General features: G+C 70.9%; 13 protein-coding genes. 9 read left to right on the top strand and 4 right to left on the bottom strand.

Features of this window, described 5'->3' with window-relative positions; genetic code table 11:
• Positions 1–32: 32 nt before the first annotated feature.
• Positions 33–773: a class I SAM-dependent methyltransferase gene (locus AB3M81_RS05215; RefSeq protein WP_412902842.1), complete on the top strand. Its 741-nt coding sequence runs from the start codon at positions 33–35 to the stop codon at positions 771–773.
• On the top strand, positions 734–4,600 hold the full coding sequence (locus AB3M81_RS05210) for an alpha-(1->3)-arabinofuranosyltransferase domain-containing protein (protein ID WP_412902841.1): 3,867 nt from the start codon (positions 734–736) through the stop codon (positions 4,598–4,600). Before AB3M81_RS05215 ends, AB3M81_RS05210 begins: the two co-directional genes overlap by 40 nt.
• Here the strand turns inward: AB3M81_RS05210 and AB3M81_RS05205 are convergent.
• Complete coding sequence (locus AB3M81_RS05205) at positions 4,540–5,703, bottom strand: acyltransferase family protein (protein ID WP_412902840.1); 1,164 nt, start codon at positions 5,701–5,703, stop codon at positions 4,540–4,542. The two genes, AB3M81_RS05210 and AB3M81_RS05205, sit on opposite strands and share 61 nt — an antisense overlap.
• Positions 5,700–7,289 carry a hypothetical protein gene (locus tag AB3M81_RS05200; protein WP_412902839.1) on the bottom strand — a complete coding sequence of 530 codons (1,590 nt, stop codon included), beginning with the start codon at positions 7,287–7,289 and terminating at the stop codon, positions 5,700–5,702. The genes AB3M81_RS05205 and AB3M81_RS05200 overlap by 4 nt, the downstream gene beginning before the upstream one ends.
• Positions 7,290–7,576: 287 nt before the next feature.
• On the opposite strand from AB3M81_RS05200, the gene pgfA reads away from it, so the two are divergent.
• From pgfA to rpsA, 3 genes are all read left to right on the top strand, one after another.
• Positions 7,577–8,581: a cell envelope lipid trafficking protein PgfA gene (pgfA, locus tag AB3M81_RS05195; RefSeq protein ID WP_412902838.1), complete on the top strand. Its 1,005-nt coding sequence runs from the start codon at positions 7,577–7,579 to the stop codon at positions 8,579–8,581.
• 67 nt (positions 8,582–8,648) lie between these two features.
• Positions 8,649–9,893, top strand: a complete 1,245-nt coding sequence (locus AB3M81_RS05190) for a M18 family aminopeptidase (protein ID WP_412902837.1) — start codon at positions 8,649–8,651, stop codon at positions 9,891–9,893.
• 138 nt (positions 9,894–10,031) lie between these two features.
• The gene (gene rpsA / locus AB3M81_RS05185; protein ID WP_412902836.1) at positions 10,032–11,486 is read left to right on the top strand and encodes a 30S ribosomal protein S1; all 1,455 of its coding nucleotides are present in this window, start codon (positions 10,032–10,034) and stop codon (positions 11,484–11,486) included.
• 68 nt (positions 11,487–11,554) lie between these two features.
• Here the strand turns inward: rpsA and AB3M81_RS05180 are convergent, their stop codons facing one another.
• Positions 11,555–11,701, bottom strand: coding sequence for a hypothetical protein (locus tag AB3M81_RS05180; RefSeq protein WP_412902835.1), 147 nt, complete (start codon positions 11,699–11,701; stop codon positions 11,555–11,557).
• A gap of 82 nt (positions 11,702–11,783) precedes the next feature.
• Between AB3M81_RS05180 and AB3M81_RS05175 the strand changes: the two genes are divergently transcribed.
• Positions 11,784–12,740 (top strand): GlxA family transcriptional regulator, encoded by a 957-nt coding sequence (locus AB3M81_RS05175; RefSeq protein ID WP_412902834.1) that lies wholly within the window; start codon positions 11,784–11,786, stop codon positions 12,738–12,740.
• 4 nt (positions 12,741–12,744) lie between these two features.
• Here the strand turns inward: AB3M81_RS05175 and AB3M81_RS05170 are convergent, their stop codons facing one another.
• Positions 12,745–14,070 (bottom strand): class I adenylate-forming enzyme family protein, encoded by a 1,326-nt coding sequence (locus AB3M81_RS05170; protein WP_412902833.1) that lies wholly within the window; start codon positions 14,068–14,070, stop codon positions 12,745–12,747.
• A 102-nt stretch (positions 14,071–14,172) separates the two neighbouring features.
• Between AB3M81_RS05170 and AB3M81_RS05165 the strand changes: the two genes are divergently transcribed.
• From AB3M81_RS05165 to AB3M81_RS05155, 3 genes are read left to right on the top strand one after another with little or no spacing between them, the layout of a single operon-like run.
• Positions 14,173–15,066: an SH3 domain-containing protein gene (locus tag AB3M81_RS05165; protein WP_412902832.1), complete on the top strand. Its 894-nt coding sequence runs from the start codon at positions 14,173–14,175 to the stop codon at positions 15,064–15,066.
• Between the two features lie 10 nt (positions 15,067–15,076).
• Entirely contained in the window at positions 15,077–15,679 is a 603-nt protein-coding gene (gene coaE / locus AB3M81_RS05160; protein WP_412902831.1) for a dephospho-CoA kinase, read from the top strand.
• 55 nt (positions 15,680–15,734) lie between these two features.
• A complete protein-coding gene (locus AB3M81_RS05155) occupies positions 15,735–16,649 on the top strand; it encodes an NmrA family NAD(P)-binding protein (RefSeq protein WP_412902830.1) in 915 nt (304 codons plus the stop codon).
• Positions 16,650–16,692: the final 43 nt, after the last annotated feature.

Here is a 16,692-nt window from a genome sequence, read left to right as displayed (position 1 = left end):
TGAGTCACAACACATTGAGTATGTTCTCTCGGGTGACCACCGACCCGAGTGCTCCGACGCTGCGGCGTGCCTGGCGACTGTTCAACGCGTTCCGCGTCGAGCAGACCGATCCGGACCACTTCTACGGCACCCTCGCCGCCGACTCCGTCGCGCAGGTGGGGCAGTTCGCCGACGTCTCGGGTGCGTGGGTGCTGGACGTCGGCGGGGGTCCGGGGTACTTCGCGCAGGGCTTCCGCGAGGCCGGGGCCCGGTACACCGCGCTCGACGCCGACCTCGGCGAGCTCTCGGGGCTGGGCGAGCCCGAGCCCGGCACCGTCCTGGGCAGCGGCATGGAGCTGCCGTTCGCCGACGGCAGCTTCGACATCACCTACTCGTCCAACGTCCTCGAGCACGTGCCCGAGCCGTGGCGCATGGCCGACGAGATGGTGCGCGTCACCAAGCCGGGGGGACTGGTCTTCCTCTCCTACACGCTGTGGTGGGGGCCGTGGGGCGGCCACGAGACGGCGCCGTGGCACTACCTCGGCGGTCACCGCGCCGCGCGCCGCTACGAGCGCACGCACGGTCACCCGCCCAAGAACGTCTTCGGCGAGTCCCTCTTCCCGGTGACGGCCGCCGCCGGGATCGAGTGGGCCCGGCGCCGCCGTGGCGTCGAGGTGCTGGCGGTCATGCCCCGCTACCTCCCGCGCTGGAGCTGGTGGATCCTCAGGGTGCCCGGCCTGAGGGAGGTGCTCACGTGGAACCTGGCGATCGTTCTTCGCCGAGCCACGGACTGAGGCTCCTCGCCGGCTGCGGCCTGCTGACGGCCCTGGCGTTCCTGCAGTCCCCCGGTTGGACGGTCACCGACACGAAGCTGGACCTCGTCGTCCACCCCGGGCGCTTCCTGTCCCGGGCGTTGGAGATGTGGGACCCGGTCGGCTATCTCGGGCAGGTTCAGAACCAGGCGTACGGCTACCTCTTCCCGATGGGGCCGTTCTTCTGGCTGGGCGACGCGATCTCGCTGCCGCCGTGGGTGATCCAGCGCCTGTGGTGGGCGCTGCTGCTGTGCCTGGCGTTCACCGGCTTCGTGGCGCTGGCGCGCGCCCTGCGCATCGGCGGCTCGACCACGGCGCTCATCGGCGGCTTCGTCTACGCGCTGTCGCCGCGCATCCTCACCGTCATCGGTCCCAGCTCGGTCGAGGTCTGGCCCATGGCGCTCGCGCCGTGGGTGCTCGTGCCGCTCGTGCTGGGGATGCGCCAGGGCAGCGCGCGCCGCGCCGCGGTGCTCAGTGCGCTCGCGGTCGCCTGCGTCGGCGGCGTCAACGCGGCCGCCACGTTCGCGGTGATCCCGCTCGCGGGCTTGTGGCTGCTCATGAACAAGGGGCCCCGCCGCACCACGATGCTGCTGTGGTGGCCTCCGCTCGTGCTGCTCGGCACGCTGTGGTGGATCGGGCCGCTGTTCCTCCTCGGCCGCTACAGCCCGCCGTTCCTCGACTTCATCGAGAGCGCCTCCGTCACGACGCGGCTCGCCTCGATCGACGGCGCCCTGCGCGGCGTGACGAACTGGGTGCCGATCGTCTCGGGCCAGGCTCGCGCCGGCGTCGTGTACTTCACCGAGCCGCTCGTCGTCGCGCACGCGGGCATCATCGTGGTCCTGGGCCTCGTCGGCCTGACCCTGCGGGGCCTGCCCGCGCGGCGGTTCCTCGTCGCCGGCATGTTCCTGGGCCTCGTCATGGTCACGCTCGGGCACACCGGTCCGGTGCACGGGCTCTGGGCCCACGACTTCCAGGAGCTCCTCGACGGCGTCCTCGCGCCGCTGCGCAACACGCACAAGTACGACCTTCTGATCCGCATCCCGGTCATGCTGGGCGTCGTCCACGCGCTGCACGTCCTGGCCCGCCGGCTCACGGAGCGCCCCGCCCGCCTGGGGCTCGGCCTCGCCCTCGGGTCGGTCCTCGTCGGTGCGACGTTCCCGGCCTGGGCAGACCGGCTCACCCCGCGCGGCACATTCGACGGAATCCCGCAGTACTGGCAAGAGACGACCGACTGGGTCTCAGACAATGCCGCTCCGGGTCGCGGCGCGTTGCTGTTGCCGTCCTCCGCCTTCCCCGACTATCTCTGGGGCAGCACGGGCGATGAGCCCATCCAGCCGCTGTCGACCGGGAGATGGATCATCCGCAACAGCATCCCGCTGACGCCCGCCGGCACGATCCGCGCGCTCGACGCCATCACCGACAGCGTCTCCACCGGGCGCGCCGACTCCGCGCTCGCGAACAACCTGGCCCGCACCGGCGTCGGCTACGTCGTGGTCCGCAACGACCTGCAGGTACAGATCTCCGAGGGTCGCAACGCGGTCATCCGCGAGTCGCTGCAGCGCTCGCCCGGCATCGAGCTGGTCGCCTCGTTCGGCCCGAAGGTCGGCGGCACCGGCTTTGCGATGATCGACGGCAAGCGCTCGTACGCCCGCGGTGGCTGGGCCAGCCGCGCCCCCGCCGTCGAGATCTACCGCGTCAACACGCGTGCGATCGACCGGGTGCGTCCGGTCACTGTCGCCGGTTCGGCGGCCGATGTGCTTGGACTGCGTTCGATGGGCGTCGTCACCGGCGACACCGTCCTCGCGAACGACCAGGGCGACCAACCGGTCGAGCGGTTCGTGTTGACGGATGGGCTGCGAGAGCAGGAGGCCGCCTTCGGAGCGGTCGACCGTGTTCGCTCCGCGACGAAGCTGCCAGGCCAGAGATGGAGCCTGGATCGCCCGGTCCACGACTACCTCGCGCGGGGACAGGAGGAGTGGCTCACCACCGCGACGCTGGGGGGTGCAACGACGCTGCGCGCGTCCTCGGCGCAGTCGCAGGCCGACGCGCTGCGTCCTCGCCGCACCGACTCATCGCCGTGGGCGGCCTTCGACGGCTCGGAGCTGACGGCGTGGCGCGCTGACGCGAAGCGGGGCTGGATCGAGATCGGCCTCGACCGCGCCCGCACGGTTTCGCAGGTGACGCTGCGTGGAGGCCTTCCAGACGGTGAGTTGCAGACCGCCACGGTCGTGCTCGACGGCGAGCGTCAAGAGGTGACTCTCGAGGGCAACGAGCCGGCCTCCCTGCCACTCGGCCTGGCCAAGACTGTCCGCATCGAGGTGCGTCGTGACGCGGGCGAGGCGCAGCTGTCCGACGTCGATCTGACCGGTGTGCGCATCGAGCGCCGGCTCGAGCTGCCCACGATGCCGGCTGCCTGGTCCGATCCGGACGAGGTCGTGCTGGGGCTGGGGACCGTGCGCCGCCCCGGTTGCGTCGAGTTCAGCGACACCTTGCGCTGTCGCGCCGGCCAGGAGGACCTCTCCGAGGACGCCGGCGGTATCGAGCGCGGCTTCACGCTCCAGGATCGGCACGAGTGGAACGTAAGCGCGTCGATGCGCGCCGTGGCGTCCGAGGGCCTGGAACGCCTTGCGCAGCGTGGCCGCGACGTGCAGGTCACGACCTCGTCGTCCATCACGGGCGACCCGGGTTCGTCGTCTGTGCAGATGCTCGATGGCTCGCCGGACACGGCCTGGACCGCCGACCCCGCCGACACGAATCCGACCATCCGGCTGACCTGGAAGCGCCCAGTCCGGGTCTCGGAGATCGAGCTGGAGACCCCCGTGAGCCAGCCGGCGTCGTCCGCCTCGCGAGTGATCGTGCGCACCGGTGACCTCCGCCTCAGCGCCACGGTGGCGAACGGCGTGGCGACGCTGCCCGAGCCCATCACGACGAGCGAGCTCTCGGTCTCGTTGATCTCCGCCGAGGACGCGCGGGACTTCCGCAGCGACGGGACGTTCGAGACCCTGCCCGTCGGGATCGCCGAGCTGACGATCGGTGACACTGTCCCGCGACTGGACACGGGGGCAACGGTCGACCTGACGTGCGGGTCGAGCTCGCCGCTGTCGATCAACGACGGGCAGGTGCCGGTCGAGGGCCGCACCACGCTCCGTCGCCTGCTCCGCGGCGAGTCCTTCAACGTGACGTCGTGCGATCCCGTCGAGACACCCGCCGGTCGCCAGCAGGTCGACCTGACGCCCCTCGCGTCCGTCGTGCCGGAGTCCGTGCGAATGAGCCGCGCCGACGCGCTCGCCTCGGACGCGCCGTTCAGCCTCGAGGTGACCCGTGGCAACAGCAACCCCGCGTGGTCGGATAACGCCGGAGGAGAGCCGGCCGTGGTGAACGGCTGGCAGCAGGGCTTCTGGACGTCGCAGCGGGCCGAACCCGAGTTCACTGCGTCGCAGACCTACACGGCGGCCTTGGGGGTCGGCGCGGGTGCGGCGGCTCTGCTGCTGGTGACAGCGCTGCTCGCTGGCGGACGCAACCGGATAGCGACGGCCCGCAGCTGGGCTCCGCGATGGGCCGTTGGAGCGCTGCTCCTGCTGACGGGGCTGACGTTCGCTGGGATCGGTGGCTTGGCGGCAGGCACGATCGGCTTCGCGCTCGCGTCGTGTCGTCGGCCATGGGCACCCACCGCCGTCGTGGCGGTGTCCATGGGCGCGTCGGTCGTCGTCGCGGTGACGGACGGAGAGATCGTCTCGACCGGTGCCGCTCAGGCGTTGGCGGCTGTCTGCCTCGGTGCCGTGGCGCGGGCCGCGCTGGCGCGGCGGTGAACGGCGTCGATCACAGGCTTCTCGACGAAGCGGTAGAGGACCTCCGACACCACGAGGCTCACGGCGAGCACGAGGAGGAAGAGCGGCACGACGGGCGCGTTGAACAGCTCGTACCCGACGGCGTTCAGCACGAGCTCGAGCACGATGACGTGGGTGCAGAACAGCGCGTACGACGTGTGGCCGAGGTGGCGGAACCACGGGTGTGACAGCACGCGCGCGGCGCCGTCGTTCGTGGCGAACACGCACGGTGCGACGACGAGCACGGCGATCGCCGCATAGAAGACGTGTCGCAGCACGAGCTCGGACGCCGAGTGCGCCACGAGCAGCGGAGAGCCGCCGATAGGCGTCGAGATGACGAAGAACAGGCCCAGCGCGAGCAGCCAGCACGCCGTGCGGTCGGCGGCCCATCGACGCAGCGCCGCGGTGAACCGGCTCGCGCCGCCGTCGATCTCGACGATCGACAGCGCGATCCCGAGCGCGAACCACAGGAAGTACGACGGCAGCCAGCGGGACGCGAGGCTCTCGCCCTGCGCCGTCGTGACGCCGAGGTAGACGACGCCGAGGACGCCGAGGGCCAGCAGGAGCAGGATCGTCGAGACCGGCCGCCACGTCTGGGCGAGCCAGGCGGCGCCGATCAGGGGCAGCACGATGTAGAAGGAGACCTCGACCGAGAGGCTCCACATCTGCGTGAGGCCGAACGGCAGCTGCGGGTTCACGAAGAAGTCGGTGAGCGTGAGGTTGAGCGCGAAGCGACGCCAGCCCAGTCCGTCGTTCGTGTCGAGCAGCAGGAACGCGGCGACGACGGCGATGAGGTAGACGGGCAGGATGCGCCCGGCGCGCTTGAGCGCGTAGGCGCCGACGGGGTCGGTGGGCGTCCCGTGGCGACTGCGCCGCAGGTGAGAACGAGACAGCAGGAACCCCGAAAGCACAAAGAAGATCGCGACGCCGACCTCGAGTCGCTGCGTCGCCGTGCCCCACGTGCCGCGCGTGTAGACGCCCGCCCAGAAGCAGCAGTGCGTCGCGACGACCATGATGGCCGCGACAGCGCGGATGGAGTCCAGTTGCGCGAAGCGGTTCGTGCTCGTGGTGAGCGGTGTCGTCACGGAGCCACCTCCAACTCGCTGCCGATCCGGACCGCTTCGGGACACGCGGTCGTCGTTCCGCCGATGGAGAGATCGATGCGATCGAACCGCCCCCGCGATCGGAACGTCAAGGCGTGGCGCCCCGCCGGTACTCGCAGCGTGTGTCCTTCGGTTCCGGCGGACACGAAGACGGTAGCCGACGCGTCGAACGTGGCGGTGACGGTCACCCAGAACGGGAAGTCGAACGTCTTGTAGGGCAGGCGGATGCGTCCCGAGCCCGTGATGCACCGCGTGTCCACAAGGTCGACGTCGTTGTCGGCCTTCGGGCGGGCGGGCACGGGGTTGCCCCACGCGTCGAGGATGTCGAGATCCACGCCGGCCTCGACGGCGTCGATGAGCCCGGGCGAGGGCGCGAAGAGGTGTCCAGGGGCGTTGTAGGGATACAGCGTCCCGAGGACGACATTCGGCGGCGCGCTGACGTTCGCGACCGTGAGTGGTGCGCCCGCGGCCTCCGCGTTGCCCACGGCGCCGGTGACGAACTGTCGTGCCGGGAAGTCGGTGTGCCACGGACTGACGTAGGCCAGCGTGCTGGCAAGCGAGGACGCAACGTAGGCGAGTGCGATCGCTGCCACGGCCGTGGGAGGGACGTCCAGCGGTGCGCGATTGCGGCGGCGACGGACCAGCGGCAGTCCCGGGACGGCCATGACGGAGACGGCGAGGGCCAGCACGAAGTAGGGAAGCACGTCACCCCAGTAGCGAGGTTCGAGTCCGACGAGGGAGGAGAAGCGCGAGCTCCGCAGAGAGGCGACCGACGCGAACGTCACTGCTACCGGCGGCGCGAGGAAGATGAGGGGCAACCACGCGTTGCGCCAGCGATGGATCGCGAACGCGAACGCACCGACGACGACCGTGAGCGCGGCGGCCACCGCGAAGTCCGGGGCTCCCGAGAGCTGGCGAGGGAAGCCGCCGAGATCCACCCACGACCAAGGTCCGCCGAGCAGTCCCGGGATCAGGTTGCGAAGGATGAGGCTCTCGAACACTCCGGCGAAGTCCGGCACGCCGGACGACCCGCTCGTGCCGGCGGAGTCCTCGCGCAGGTACGCCCAGACGACGAGCGCCCCGATGGCTACGTAGAGCGCCCAGATCCGCCACCACCCCTTGGCCGCTTCGAGCAACCGGCGACCGGGATGTCCCGGTCCCGTGGCATACGAGGCTGTGAAGAGTCCGAGAACCGCGGTCACGATCAACGACTTGGCGTAGAAGCCGGCGATGAAGATGAGCGCAATGCCGGCGATGACCAGCCAGCGCGTCCTACGGGTACGCAGGTATTCGATGTGGCTGCCGATGAGGACGAAGAGAAACGCCTGCACCGCGACCACGTTGATCGCGACGGCCCACCACATCACCGCGGGAACGAGGAACGGAGAGAAGAGATAGAACGTGAGGGGCACCAGGATGCGCGGGGTCGACCCGAACACGCGGACGAGCATCCACCAGCAGGCGATTGCGCCTGCGGCGTAGAGCAGCACGATCTGCAATGCGGCCGGCCACCACGCGAAACCGCCGACAGAACCGGCGATGGTCGCGAGTCCGAGTCCCAGCGGCATGAACTGCACGTCGTATCGCGAGAAGTACCAGTCGAGGTCGTTCTCCCCGCGAGCGACGGACGACAGGAACACGAAGTCGTCCTCGTAGTACCAGGACCCCGAGACTGCCCAGGCCTTGATGACGATGCTGACGGCGATGAGCACCAGAGCCACCGAGGTGACCGGAAAAACTGCTGGGGCATCAGGGGCTGCCGTGACCGGGCGCTCCTCGACGGTGGTGTCTGTCACATCGGAAGCCTACTCGGTGGTAGCGTGTGCCCGATCACAGACTGGGAAGGGAGCCCCTGGTGGGTAAGAAGTTCGGAATCGTCGTGTTGGGTCTGGGCGCGTTCGTGCTCGTGCTCGGCCTGCTGTCCAAGTTCTACATGTACGACCGTCTGGCCGTGGTTCCGCTGAACCAGACCACCACCAGCACGTCGGAGACGCTGCCCGGTGCCGACGCCGAATACCTCGACGTCGACAACGACCTGACGATCACCAACGGCCCGCTGCGCTCGGTGCGCGTCGTGACCGGTGACGTCGACCTGTCGAAGGAGGCGTCCGACGAGCTCGACGAGGACGTCGCGGTGTGGAACAGCTACGTGTGCACCGACACGCCCGACTTCGACTGCTCGGGCACCGAGACGCCGCTGGCGGGCTCGAACGACACGGTCGCCTTCCAGCGCAACTCGGCCGAGACGGTCCGCTGGGACGGCGCCGTCAGCGAGGCGAGCGGCGAGACGGACGAGGACCCCTTCGAGGGCCTGTACTTCAAGTTCCCGTTCGACACGCAGAAGAAGACGTACCAGTTCTGGGACGGCACGCTGAAGAAGGCGACGCCGGCCGAGTTCGAGGAGGAGACCGAGATCAAGGGTCTCAAGGTCTACAAGTTCGTCCAGGAGATCGCGCCGCAGAAGTCCGGCGAGATCACCGTCCCGGGCAACCTCGTGGGTCGCAAGGCCAGTGACAGCGTCAAGGCCGACCGCATCTACTCCAACACCCGCACCCTGTACGTCGAGCCGGTCACCGGCGCGATCATCAAGGGCGGCGAGTCGCAGGACTCGTACCTCGAAGTCGACGGCGAGCGTGGTGCCACGACCACCAAGGCCACGCTCGAGTACACGGACGACTACGTGCAGGAGAACGTCGACGACTACAAGAGCAAGGCGATGCTGCTCAGCCTGATCAACACGACGATCCCGCTCGTGGGCATCATCGGCGGCCTCGTGCTGATCCTGATCGGCGCGCTGCTGTACGTCCGGGCCTCGCGCCGTCGCGAGGACGCGGACTCGGCGGAGTACGCCACCGTCTGAACCACGTCGCCTTTCCGTCTGACGCCGCCCCCGCTCCGGGGGCGGCGTCGGTCGTTACAGTGACGCCATGTCGCCCTCCGCCGCCGACCTGTGCCGCTTCGTCGATGCCTCGCCGACCCCGTTCCACGTCGTCGCCACGGCGGCCGCCGAGCTGGAGCGAGCGGGCTTCGCCCGGCTGTCCGAGGAGCAGGCCTGGCCGCGCGAGGCGGGCGCCTACTACGTCGTCCGCGGCGGCTCGCTCGTCGCCTGGCGCACCCCGGGGGAGGGTGGTCCGAGCGCCGGCTTCCGCGTGGTGGGCGGCCACACCGACAGCCCGAACCTGCGGCTCAAGCAGCACCACGACGCGTCCCGCCAGGACCTGGGCGTCCTCGCGCTTGAGCCGTACGGGGGCCCGATCCTGTCCACCTGGCTCGACCGCGACCTGACGATCGCCGGCCGCCTCGTCACCCGCGACGGCGCCGAGCACCTCGTCGACGCCGGGCGTCCCGTCGTGCGGGTGCCGAACCTCGCGATCCACCTCGACCGCGACCAGGCGGGCGCGCCCGACCGCCAGCGGCACCTCGACGGCCTGTGGTCGATCGAGCCCGCCGCGTTCCTGCCGTGGCTGGCCACCGAGTCCGGGGTCGACCCCGCCGCGGTCGTGGGCTTCGACCTCATGACGGCCGACACGCTGCCCTCGGGCCCGGTCGGGGCTCACGACGACTTCGTCGCCGCCCCGCGACTCGACAACCAGGCGACGTGCTTCGCCGGGCTGCGGGCGCTCGTCGAGGCCGAGCCGGCCGCGCACGGCCAGCTGCTCGCCCTGTTCGACCACGAGGAGGTGGGCAGCACCTCCGAGCGCGGCGCCCAGTCGGACCTGCTGTCGACCGTCCTCGAGCGGATCGTGCTGGCGGCCGGGGGAGGCCGCGAGGAGTACCACCGGATGATCGCCGCCTCGGTCTGCGCGTCGGGCGACATGGCGCACGCGACCCACCCCAACCACGTCGAGCGGCACGAGCCGCTGCACCGGATCACCCTCGGCGGGGGACCGGTGCTCAAGGTCAACCAGAACCTGCGGTACGCCACGGACGGCCGGGGCACCGCCGCGTTCGCCGAGGCCTGCGAGCGCGCCGAGGTGCCGCTGCAGCGCTACGTGCACCGCGCCGACCTGCCGTGCGGCTCCACGATCGGCCCGCTCAGCGCCGCCCGCACGGGCATGCTCACGGTCGACGTGGGAGCGCCCCAGCTGGCGATGCACTCGGCCCGCGAGCTCATGGCGGCGGCGGACGTCGACCTCTACGTGCGGGCCCTAGAGGCGTTCCTGGGTGAGTGAGGAGAGAGTTCGACGCGCGGTTTTACGGGAGGGCCCCCGTGTCGTAGACTGAGAGATGCGCTGTGGGTTCGGCCTGCCCGGATTCCGGCGTGGATCCTGTCCAACTTCAATTCCATCCATCCATCGGAGCCCCTCTACATGACTTCTGGCCTCGCTTCTGCGGCCCCGCAGGTTGCGGTCAACGACATCGGCACCGAGGAAGACTTCCTCGCGGCGATCGATCAGACCATCAAGTACTTCAACGACGGCGACATCGTCGACGGCACCATCGTCAAGGTGGACCGCGACGAGGTGCTGCTCGACATCGGCTACAAGACCGAGGGCGTCATCCCCTCGCGTGAGCTGTCCATCAAGCACGACGTCGACCCGAACGAGGTCGTCCAGGTGGGCGACTCGGTCGAGGCCCTGGTCCTCCAGAAGGAGGACAAGGAAGGCCGTCTCATCCTGAGCAAGAAGCGCGCCCAGTACGAGCGCGCCTGGGGCGACATCGAGAAGATCAAGGACGAGGACGGCGTCGTCGAGGGCACCGTCATCGAGGTCGTCAAGGGCGGCCTGATCATGGACATCGGCCTGCGCGGCTTCCTGCCCGCGTCGCTCGTCGAGATGCGCCGCGTGCGCGACCTGGACCCGTACATCGGCCAGAAGCTCGAGGCGAAGATCATCGAGCTCGACAAGAACCGCAACAACGTGGTCCTGTCGCGCCGTGCCTGGCTCGAGCAGACGCAGTCCGCCGTGCGCCAGAACTTCCTCAACGAGCTCAAGAAGGGCCAGGTCCGCAAGGGCGTCATCAGCTCGATCGTCAACTTCGGCGCCTTCGTCGATCTCGGCGGCGTCGACGGACTGGTCCACGTCTCGGAGCTGTCGTGGAAGCACATCGACCACCCGAACGAGGTCGTCCAGGTCGGCGACGAGGTCACGGTCGAGGTCCTCGAGGTCGATCTCGAGCGCGAGCGCGTGTCGCTGTCGCTCAAGGCGACCCAGGAGGATCCGTGGCAGCACTTCGCCCGGACCCACCAGATCGGCCAGATCGTGCCCGGCAAGGTCACCAAGCTCGTCCCGTTCGGCGCGTTCGTGCGTGTCGAGGAGGGCATCGAGGGCCTCGTGCACATCTCCGAGCTGGCCGAGCGTCACGTCGAGATCCCCGAGCAGGTCGTCCAGATCGGCGACCAGGTCATGGTCAAGATCATCGACATCGACCTCGAGCGTCGCCGCATCTCGCTGTCGCTCAAGCAGGCCAACGAGACCGAGGTCGCGAGCGACGACAGCTTCGACCCGACGCTCTACGGCATGGCCTCGTCCTACGACGAGCAGGGCAACTACATCTACCCCGACGGCTTCGATCCCGAGACGGGTGAGTGGCAGGAGGGCTTCGAGGAGGCTCGCGCCACCTGGGAGCGTCAGTACGCCGAGGCGCACGAGCGCTGGGAGGCCCACAAGAAGCAGGTCGCGGAGGCCGAGAAGGCCAACCTCGAGGCCGGCAACCTGGGCGAGTACACCTCCGCTCCGTCGAACGACGACCAGAGCGCCGGTGGCTCGCTGGCGTCCGACGAGGCGCTGCAGGCCCTGCGTGAGAAGCTGACCGGCGGCGAGTGATCTCCGCCTGAGACGCGAACGAGGCCCCGACCTGATCGTCGGGGCCTCGTTCTTTTCGTCGGCGGCGGTCAGGAGTCCTGGACGGCACCGAACGGGTCGCGCGCGTGACTGCGGGGAGTGGGGCGGACGCCGAGTCCGTCGTGGGCGATGGTCGACCACAGACCGGCCGCCGAGACGGCGGCGATCGCGGCCAGCAGGAGCAGGAGGATGATCATGGCAACAATCCTGCGCTCAGTGGTATCCTGCCAACAGTGGCGGGAATGACAGGTCCCGTCGATAACCCGCCAAGGAGCCGTCATGACGAAGGTCGCGATGATCGTGTCCGCCAACGCCGAGCCGTTCGGCATCGGCGTGCTGGCCGAGGTGTGGGGCGAGCAGTACCACCCGGACGACGGCAACCCGGTCTTCGACTTCGTCGCGTGCACCCCCGAGCCGGGCATCGTCAGCGGCTCCTCGGGCTTCGGCTTCGTCATCACGCACGGCCTCGAGGCCGTCGCCGACGCGGACCTCGTGGCCCTCGCCGCCAAGCGCGACTACCGGACCGAGGATCCGCGCGTGAGCCAGGCGCTGCGTGAGGCGCACGACCGCGGCGCCACGATCGTCGCCTCGTGCACCGCCTCGTTCCAGCTCGGCCACGCCGGCCTGCTGGACGGACGGCGCTGCACCACCCACTGGCGCTACGGCGCGGAGCTCGCCGAGACGTTCCCGGAGGCGATCGTCGACACCGACGTCCTCTACGTCGAGGACGGACCGATCGTGACCGGGGCCGGATCGGCCGCCGGGATCGACGCCAACCTGCACCTCATGCGCCAGTGGTACGGCGCCCGGGTCGCGGCCACGACGGCCCGGCGCATCGTCGTGCCGCCGCACCGCGACGGGGGACAGGCGCAGTTCGTCCGGGCTCCCATGCCCGTCGTCGAGGCCGAGACGCTCGCCCCCGTGCTCGACTGGGCCGAGGAGCACCTCGCCGAGCCGCTCACGGTCGCCGCGCTCGCGCGCCGCGCGCACATGTCCGAGCGCACGTTCGCGCGCCGCTTCCGCGACGAGACCGGCACGACGCCGTGGCAGTGGCTGCTGGGCCGCCGCGTCGCCATGGCCGAGGAGCTGCTCGAGACGACCGACCTGCCGATCGAGCAGATCGCGCAGCGCGTCGGGTTCGGCAACGCCGCGACGCTGCGGCACCACTTCGGTGCCGTCCGTGGCACGAGCCCGCAGGCGTACCGGCGCTCGTTCAGTTGCGTCGAGTCCGCCTGAGCGCTCACAGCTCGGTGCGGCGCACCTTGCCGGTCGCCGTGCGCGGGAGCGCCTCGACGCGCTCGTACTGCTTCGGCCGCTTGGGCGGGGCGAGCCGCTCCAGCGCGGCGGACCGCAGCTGCTCCTCGGAGGCCTCGCCCACCCAGGCGGCGCACACGCGCTGGCCCCACCGCTCGTCGGGGCGCCCGAAGACGGCGATCTCGGTGACGCCCGGGACCTCGACGAGGGCCGCCTCGACCTCGGCGGGGTAGACGTTCACCCCGCCGCTGATGATCAGGTCGGTGCGGCGGGCGTCGAGGTACACGAAGCCGTCCTCGTCGATCCGGCCGAGGTCGCCGACGGTGAACGCGGCACCGTGCTCGGTCGTGCGCCAGGCCTGCGCCGTCCGCTCGGGATCGCCCCAGTACTCGAACCGGCCCCACGGCGGGACGACGCACCACAGCTCGTCCTCGTCGTCGACGAGCATGACCCGGCCGGGCCGGGCGCGGCCGACGGACCCGGGGTGCGCGGACCACTCCGGTGCCGGGCAGGCGGTGAACTGGCCCTCGGTCGATCCGTAGAACTCCCACACGACGTCCGTGCCGAACACCGCGTGCGTGCCGCGCCGCACCGGCTCGGGGCACGGTGCGCCCGCGTGCGCGACGAGCCGGAAGCAGGACAGGTCCGGCGCCGGCGCGGTCCGCAGGTGCTCGAGGAGTCGCTGCAGGTGCGCGGGGACGCAGAACATCGTCGTGGGGCGGACCCGCTCGACCGCCTCGCAGAACCCCTCCGGGGTGAAGGCCGACAGCACGCACACGGCCCCGCCCGCCAGCACCGTGCCGAGCGCGAACCGCAGGGGAGCGGAGTGGTAGAGCGGCGAGACGACGAGGTTGACGTCGGTCGCCGCGAAGCCCCACAGCTCGCGCTCCTCGAGCACGGCCGACCGCGCGTCGTCCTCGTCCCAGAACCCCGACCACACGCCCTTGGGGCGGCCCGTGGTGCCGGAGGTGAAGTGCATGGGACGGCAGCGCGGCGCCGGGTCGAGCTCGAGGGCCTCCTCGCCGAGCAGCTCGTCGAGTCGGGCGAGCGAGTCCAGCACGAGCGCGGGGGACACGTCCTCGAGGATCGGCCCACGCTCGTGCGGCGTCAGCCGGGGGTCGAGCGGCACCGGGACTCGCCCCGTCCCCAGGCACGCCCAGACGGCCGCGAGCAGCTCGACGCCGTTGGGCAGGGCGACGACGACGCGGTCGCCCTCGGCGACGCCACGGCGGGCCAGCCCGGCCGCCATCCGGCCGGCGAGGGCGCGCAGCACGTCGGCCGGGACGACCTCGGGGGAGGAGCCGTATGACATCGGTCACCGCCTCAGGCGTGAGTTCGGGAAAGGCTCTGGGATCTGCGCCGCCAGTATGGTTGACTGGCGAACGGCCGTTCCCCCGACCCCCGTTTGGTATCGATGACCCACGCTCGAAAGCCCGGAAGCCGGCGCAAGCCGGTGGTCCGAGACCCGTGGTACGTCCGCGCGCGTCGTCACGGCGGCATCGCCGCCGGTGTCGCGTCCCTGGGAGTCGCCGCGGTCGCCACGCTCGGCTCCTCGCCCGCCACCGTCGCCACGGTGGCCACCGCCGCCGATGTGGCGCCGGCCTCGCAGGGTGACATCGTCACCGAGGCGCTGGACGGCTCCGCCCCCGCCCGCGCCAGCCGCAGCAGCGTCGAGCGTGCTCCGCTGCCGTCGAGCGTCAAGGCCGAGGCCCGCGTCGAGGGCACGATGTACGCCCAGAAGACCGTCCCGGTCCGCGCCGACTCCGACCCGGACTCGCCCGTCCTGGCCACGATCGGCAAGGGCAAGACCGTCCAGGTCACCGGCACCACGCGCGGCGGCTGGACCGAGATCATCCACAACGACCTCTCGCGCTGGGTCGCCACGAAGCTCATCGACGACAGCGAGCCCAAGCTCGGCCCCACCGAGGGCACGATCTCGCAGGCGCCCTGCGCGCGCGGCTCGTCGGTCGAGTCCGGCCTGCAGCCCGACACCGTGCGCGTCTACCGCGCCGTGTGCGCGCGCTTCCCGCAGGTCGCCAGCTACGGCGGCGTCGCCGGCCGTGGTGAGCACGCCACGGGCCACTCGCTGGACATCATGGTCCGCGGCCAGCTGGGCTGGGAGATCGCCGCGTTCCTGCAGGCCAACCGCGTCGCGCTCGGCGTCGACTACCTCATCTACGAGCAGCGCATCTGGACCGTCCAGCGCGGCGGCGAGGGCTGGCGCGGCATGAGCGACCGGGGCGGTGACACGGCCAACCACTACGACCACGTCCACGTCACGACCGTCGGCAGCGCCGGCACTCTGTGAGGACGTCCTGATGGCCCGGCGCGTCGGGCTGACCGGCGGCATCGCGTCCGGCAAGAGCACCGTCAGCCGGCGCCTGGCCGAGCTGGGCGCCGTCGTGATCGACTACGACCGGCTGGCCCGTGAGATCGTCGAGCCCGGCAGCCCGGCGCTCGCGCTCATCGCCCAGCGGTTCGGGCCCGAGGCGATCACCGCGGACGGCTCCATGGACCGCGCCCACGTCGGCTCGATCGTCTTCGCCGACCCGGCCGCCCTCAAGGACCTCGAGGCCATCACGCACCCGGCGATCCGCGACCTGGCCGCCGCCCGCGAGGCCGCCGCGGCACCCGACGCCGTCGTGGTGCACGACAACCCGCTGCTCGTCGAGATGGGCGCCGCCGCCGCGTGCGACGTCGTGATCGTCGTCGACGCCCCCGAGGACGTGCAGGTCGCCCGCATGGTCGGGGACCGCGGCATGACCGAGGCCGACGCCCGGGCACGCATCGCCGCCCAGGCGACGCGCGAGCAGCGGCTCGCGGCCGCCGACGTCGTCATCGACAACACCGGCACCCTGGAGCAGCTGACCGCCCGCGTCGACGAGGTCTGGTCGTCGCTGCGCTCGGCGACCCGTCGCTGACGAGCCGCAGCGGCATCGCCGCGACAACGGGTGTCCGCTCGCGCAGACTCGAGTCATGCCCCGCACGATTATGGTGGCCGGTGCGTCCGGCTTCGTCGGATCCCGGCTCGTCCGTCGCCTCGAGGCGGCCGGCCACGACGTCCGGGCCATGACCCGACGCCCCGAGGCCTATCGCGGCGCGGGGACGCCAGTGCAGGCGGACGTCCACGACCGCACCAGCCTCGTGGCGGCGATGGAGGGCGTCGAGGTCGCGTACTACCTCGTGCACCTGCTGGGCTCGCCGGACTTCGAGGAGCAGGATGCGCAGGCCGCCGAGAGCTTCGGCCGGGCCGCGTTCGACGCGGGCGTGCAGCAGATCGTCTACCTCGGTGGGCTGGGACGGGACGACGACGAGCTGTCGGCGCACCTGCGGTCCCGTCGGGAGGTCGAGGCGATCCTGGGCCAGGCCGGCGTGCCGGTCACCGCGGTGCGAGCCGGGATCATCGTCGGGCACGGTGGCGCGTCGTGGGAGATCATCCGGCAGCTGGTCGACGTCCTCCCGGGCGTGGTGGCGCCGTCGTGGCTCCGCACCCGGACGCAGCCCGTCGCGCTGGAGGACGTCGTGCGCTACCTCGCGGAGGTCATCGACGATCCCGAGGCATGCGGCCAGGTGATCGAGATCGGCGGGCCGGAGACGCTGACGTACCTGGAGATGCTGCAGCGCGCCGCCAACGTCCAGGGCAAGCAGCTCCCCGCGATCGGACTGCCGGGCGTGGCGTCCGCCTTCGTCCCCCCGGCCCTGTCGACGCCCGTCGTGGCGCTGCTCACCGACGTCGACGTGACCACGGCCGCCAGCCTCGTGGAGTCGATGGGCAACGAGACCGTGGTCAGCGGGACCACGTCGTTCGCGGTCGTCCCCGAGGACTTCCTGCGCTACGACGACGCGGTCCGCTCGGCGATCCTCGAGCGCGACGGGGCAGCGGGCACATGAGTGCGCCCGGGCCGACGAGGTGAGGACCTCGTCGACCCGGGCG

The organism is Aeromicrobium jepli (assembly GCF_047246605.1).
Taxonomy (GTDB): Bacteria; Actinomycetota; Actinomycetes; order Propionibacteriales; family Nocardioidaceae; genus Aeromicrobium.
The sequence above is the reverse complement of the archived record's forward strand: the minus strand, read 5'-3'. Positions and strand labels throughout refer to the sequence as shown.

Coding starts and splice junctions, on each gene's coding strand:
- AB3M81_RS05200 (WP_412902839.1), bottom strand. CDS start 7,289: ATGCCGCTGGGACTCGGACTCGCGACCATCGCCGGTTCTGTCGGCGGT.
- AB3M81_RS05190 (WP_412902837.1), top strand. CDS start 8,649: ATGTCGCCCTCCGCCGCCGACCTGTGCCGCTTCGTCGATGCCTCGCCG.
- rpsA (WP_412902836.1), top strand. CDS start 10,032: ATGACTTCTGGCCTCGCTTCTGCGGCCCCGCAGGTTGCGGTCAACGAC.
- AB3M81_RS05180 (WP_412902835.1), bottom strand. CDS start 11,701: ATGATCATCCTCCTGCTCCTGCTGGCCGCGATCGCCGCCGTCTCGGCG.
- AB3M81_RS05175 (WP_412902834.1), top strand. CDS start 11,784: ATGACGAAGGTCGCGATGATCGTGTCCGCCAACGCCGAGCCGTTCGGC.
- AB3M81_RS05170 (WP_412902833.1), bottom strand. CDS start 14,070: ATGTCATACGGCTCCTCCCCCGAGGTCGTCCCGGCCGACGTGCTGCGC.
- AB3M81_RS05165 (WP_412902832.1), top strand. CDS start 14,173: ATGACCCACGCTCGAAAGCCCGGAAGCCGGCGCAAGCCGGTGGTCCGA.
- coaE (WP_412902831.1), top strand. CDS start 15,077: ATGGCCCGGCGCGTCGGGCTGACCGGCGGCATCGCGTCCGGCAAGAGC.
- AB3M81_RS05155 (WP_412902830.1), top strand. CDS start 15,735: ATGCCCCGCACGATTATGGTGGCCGGTGCGTCCGGCTTCGTCGGATCC.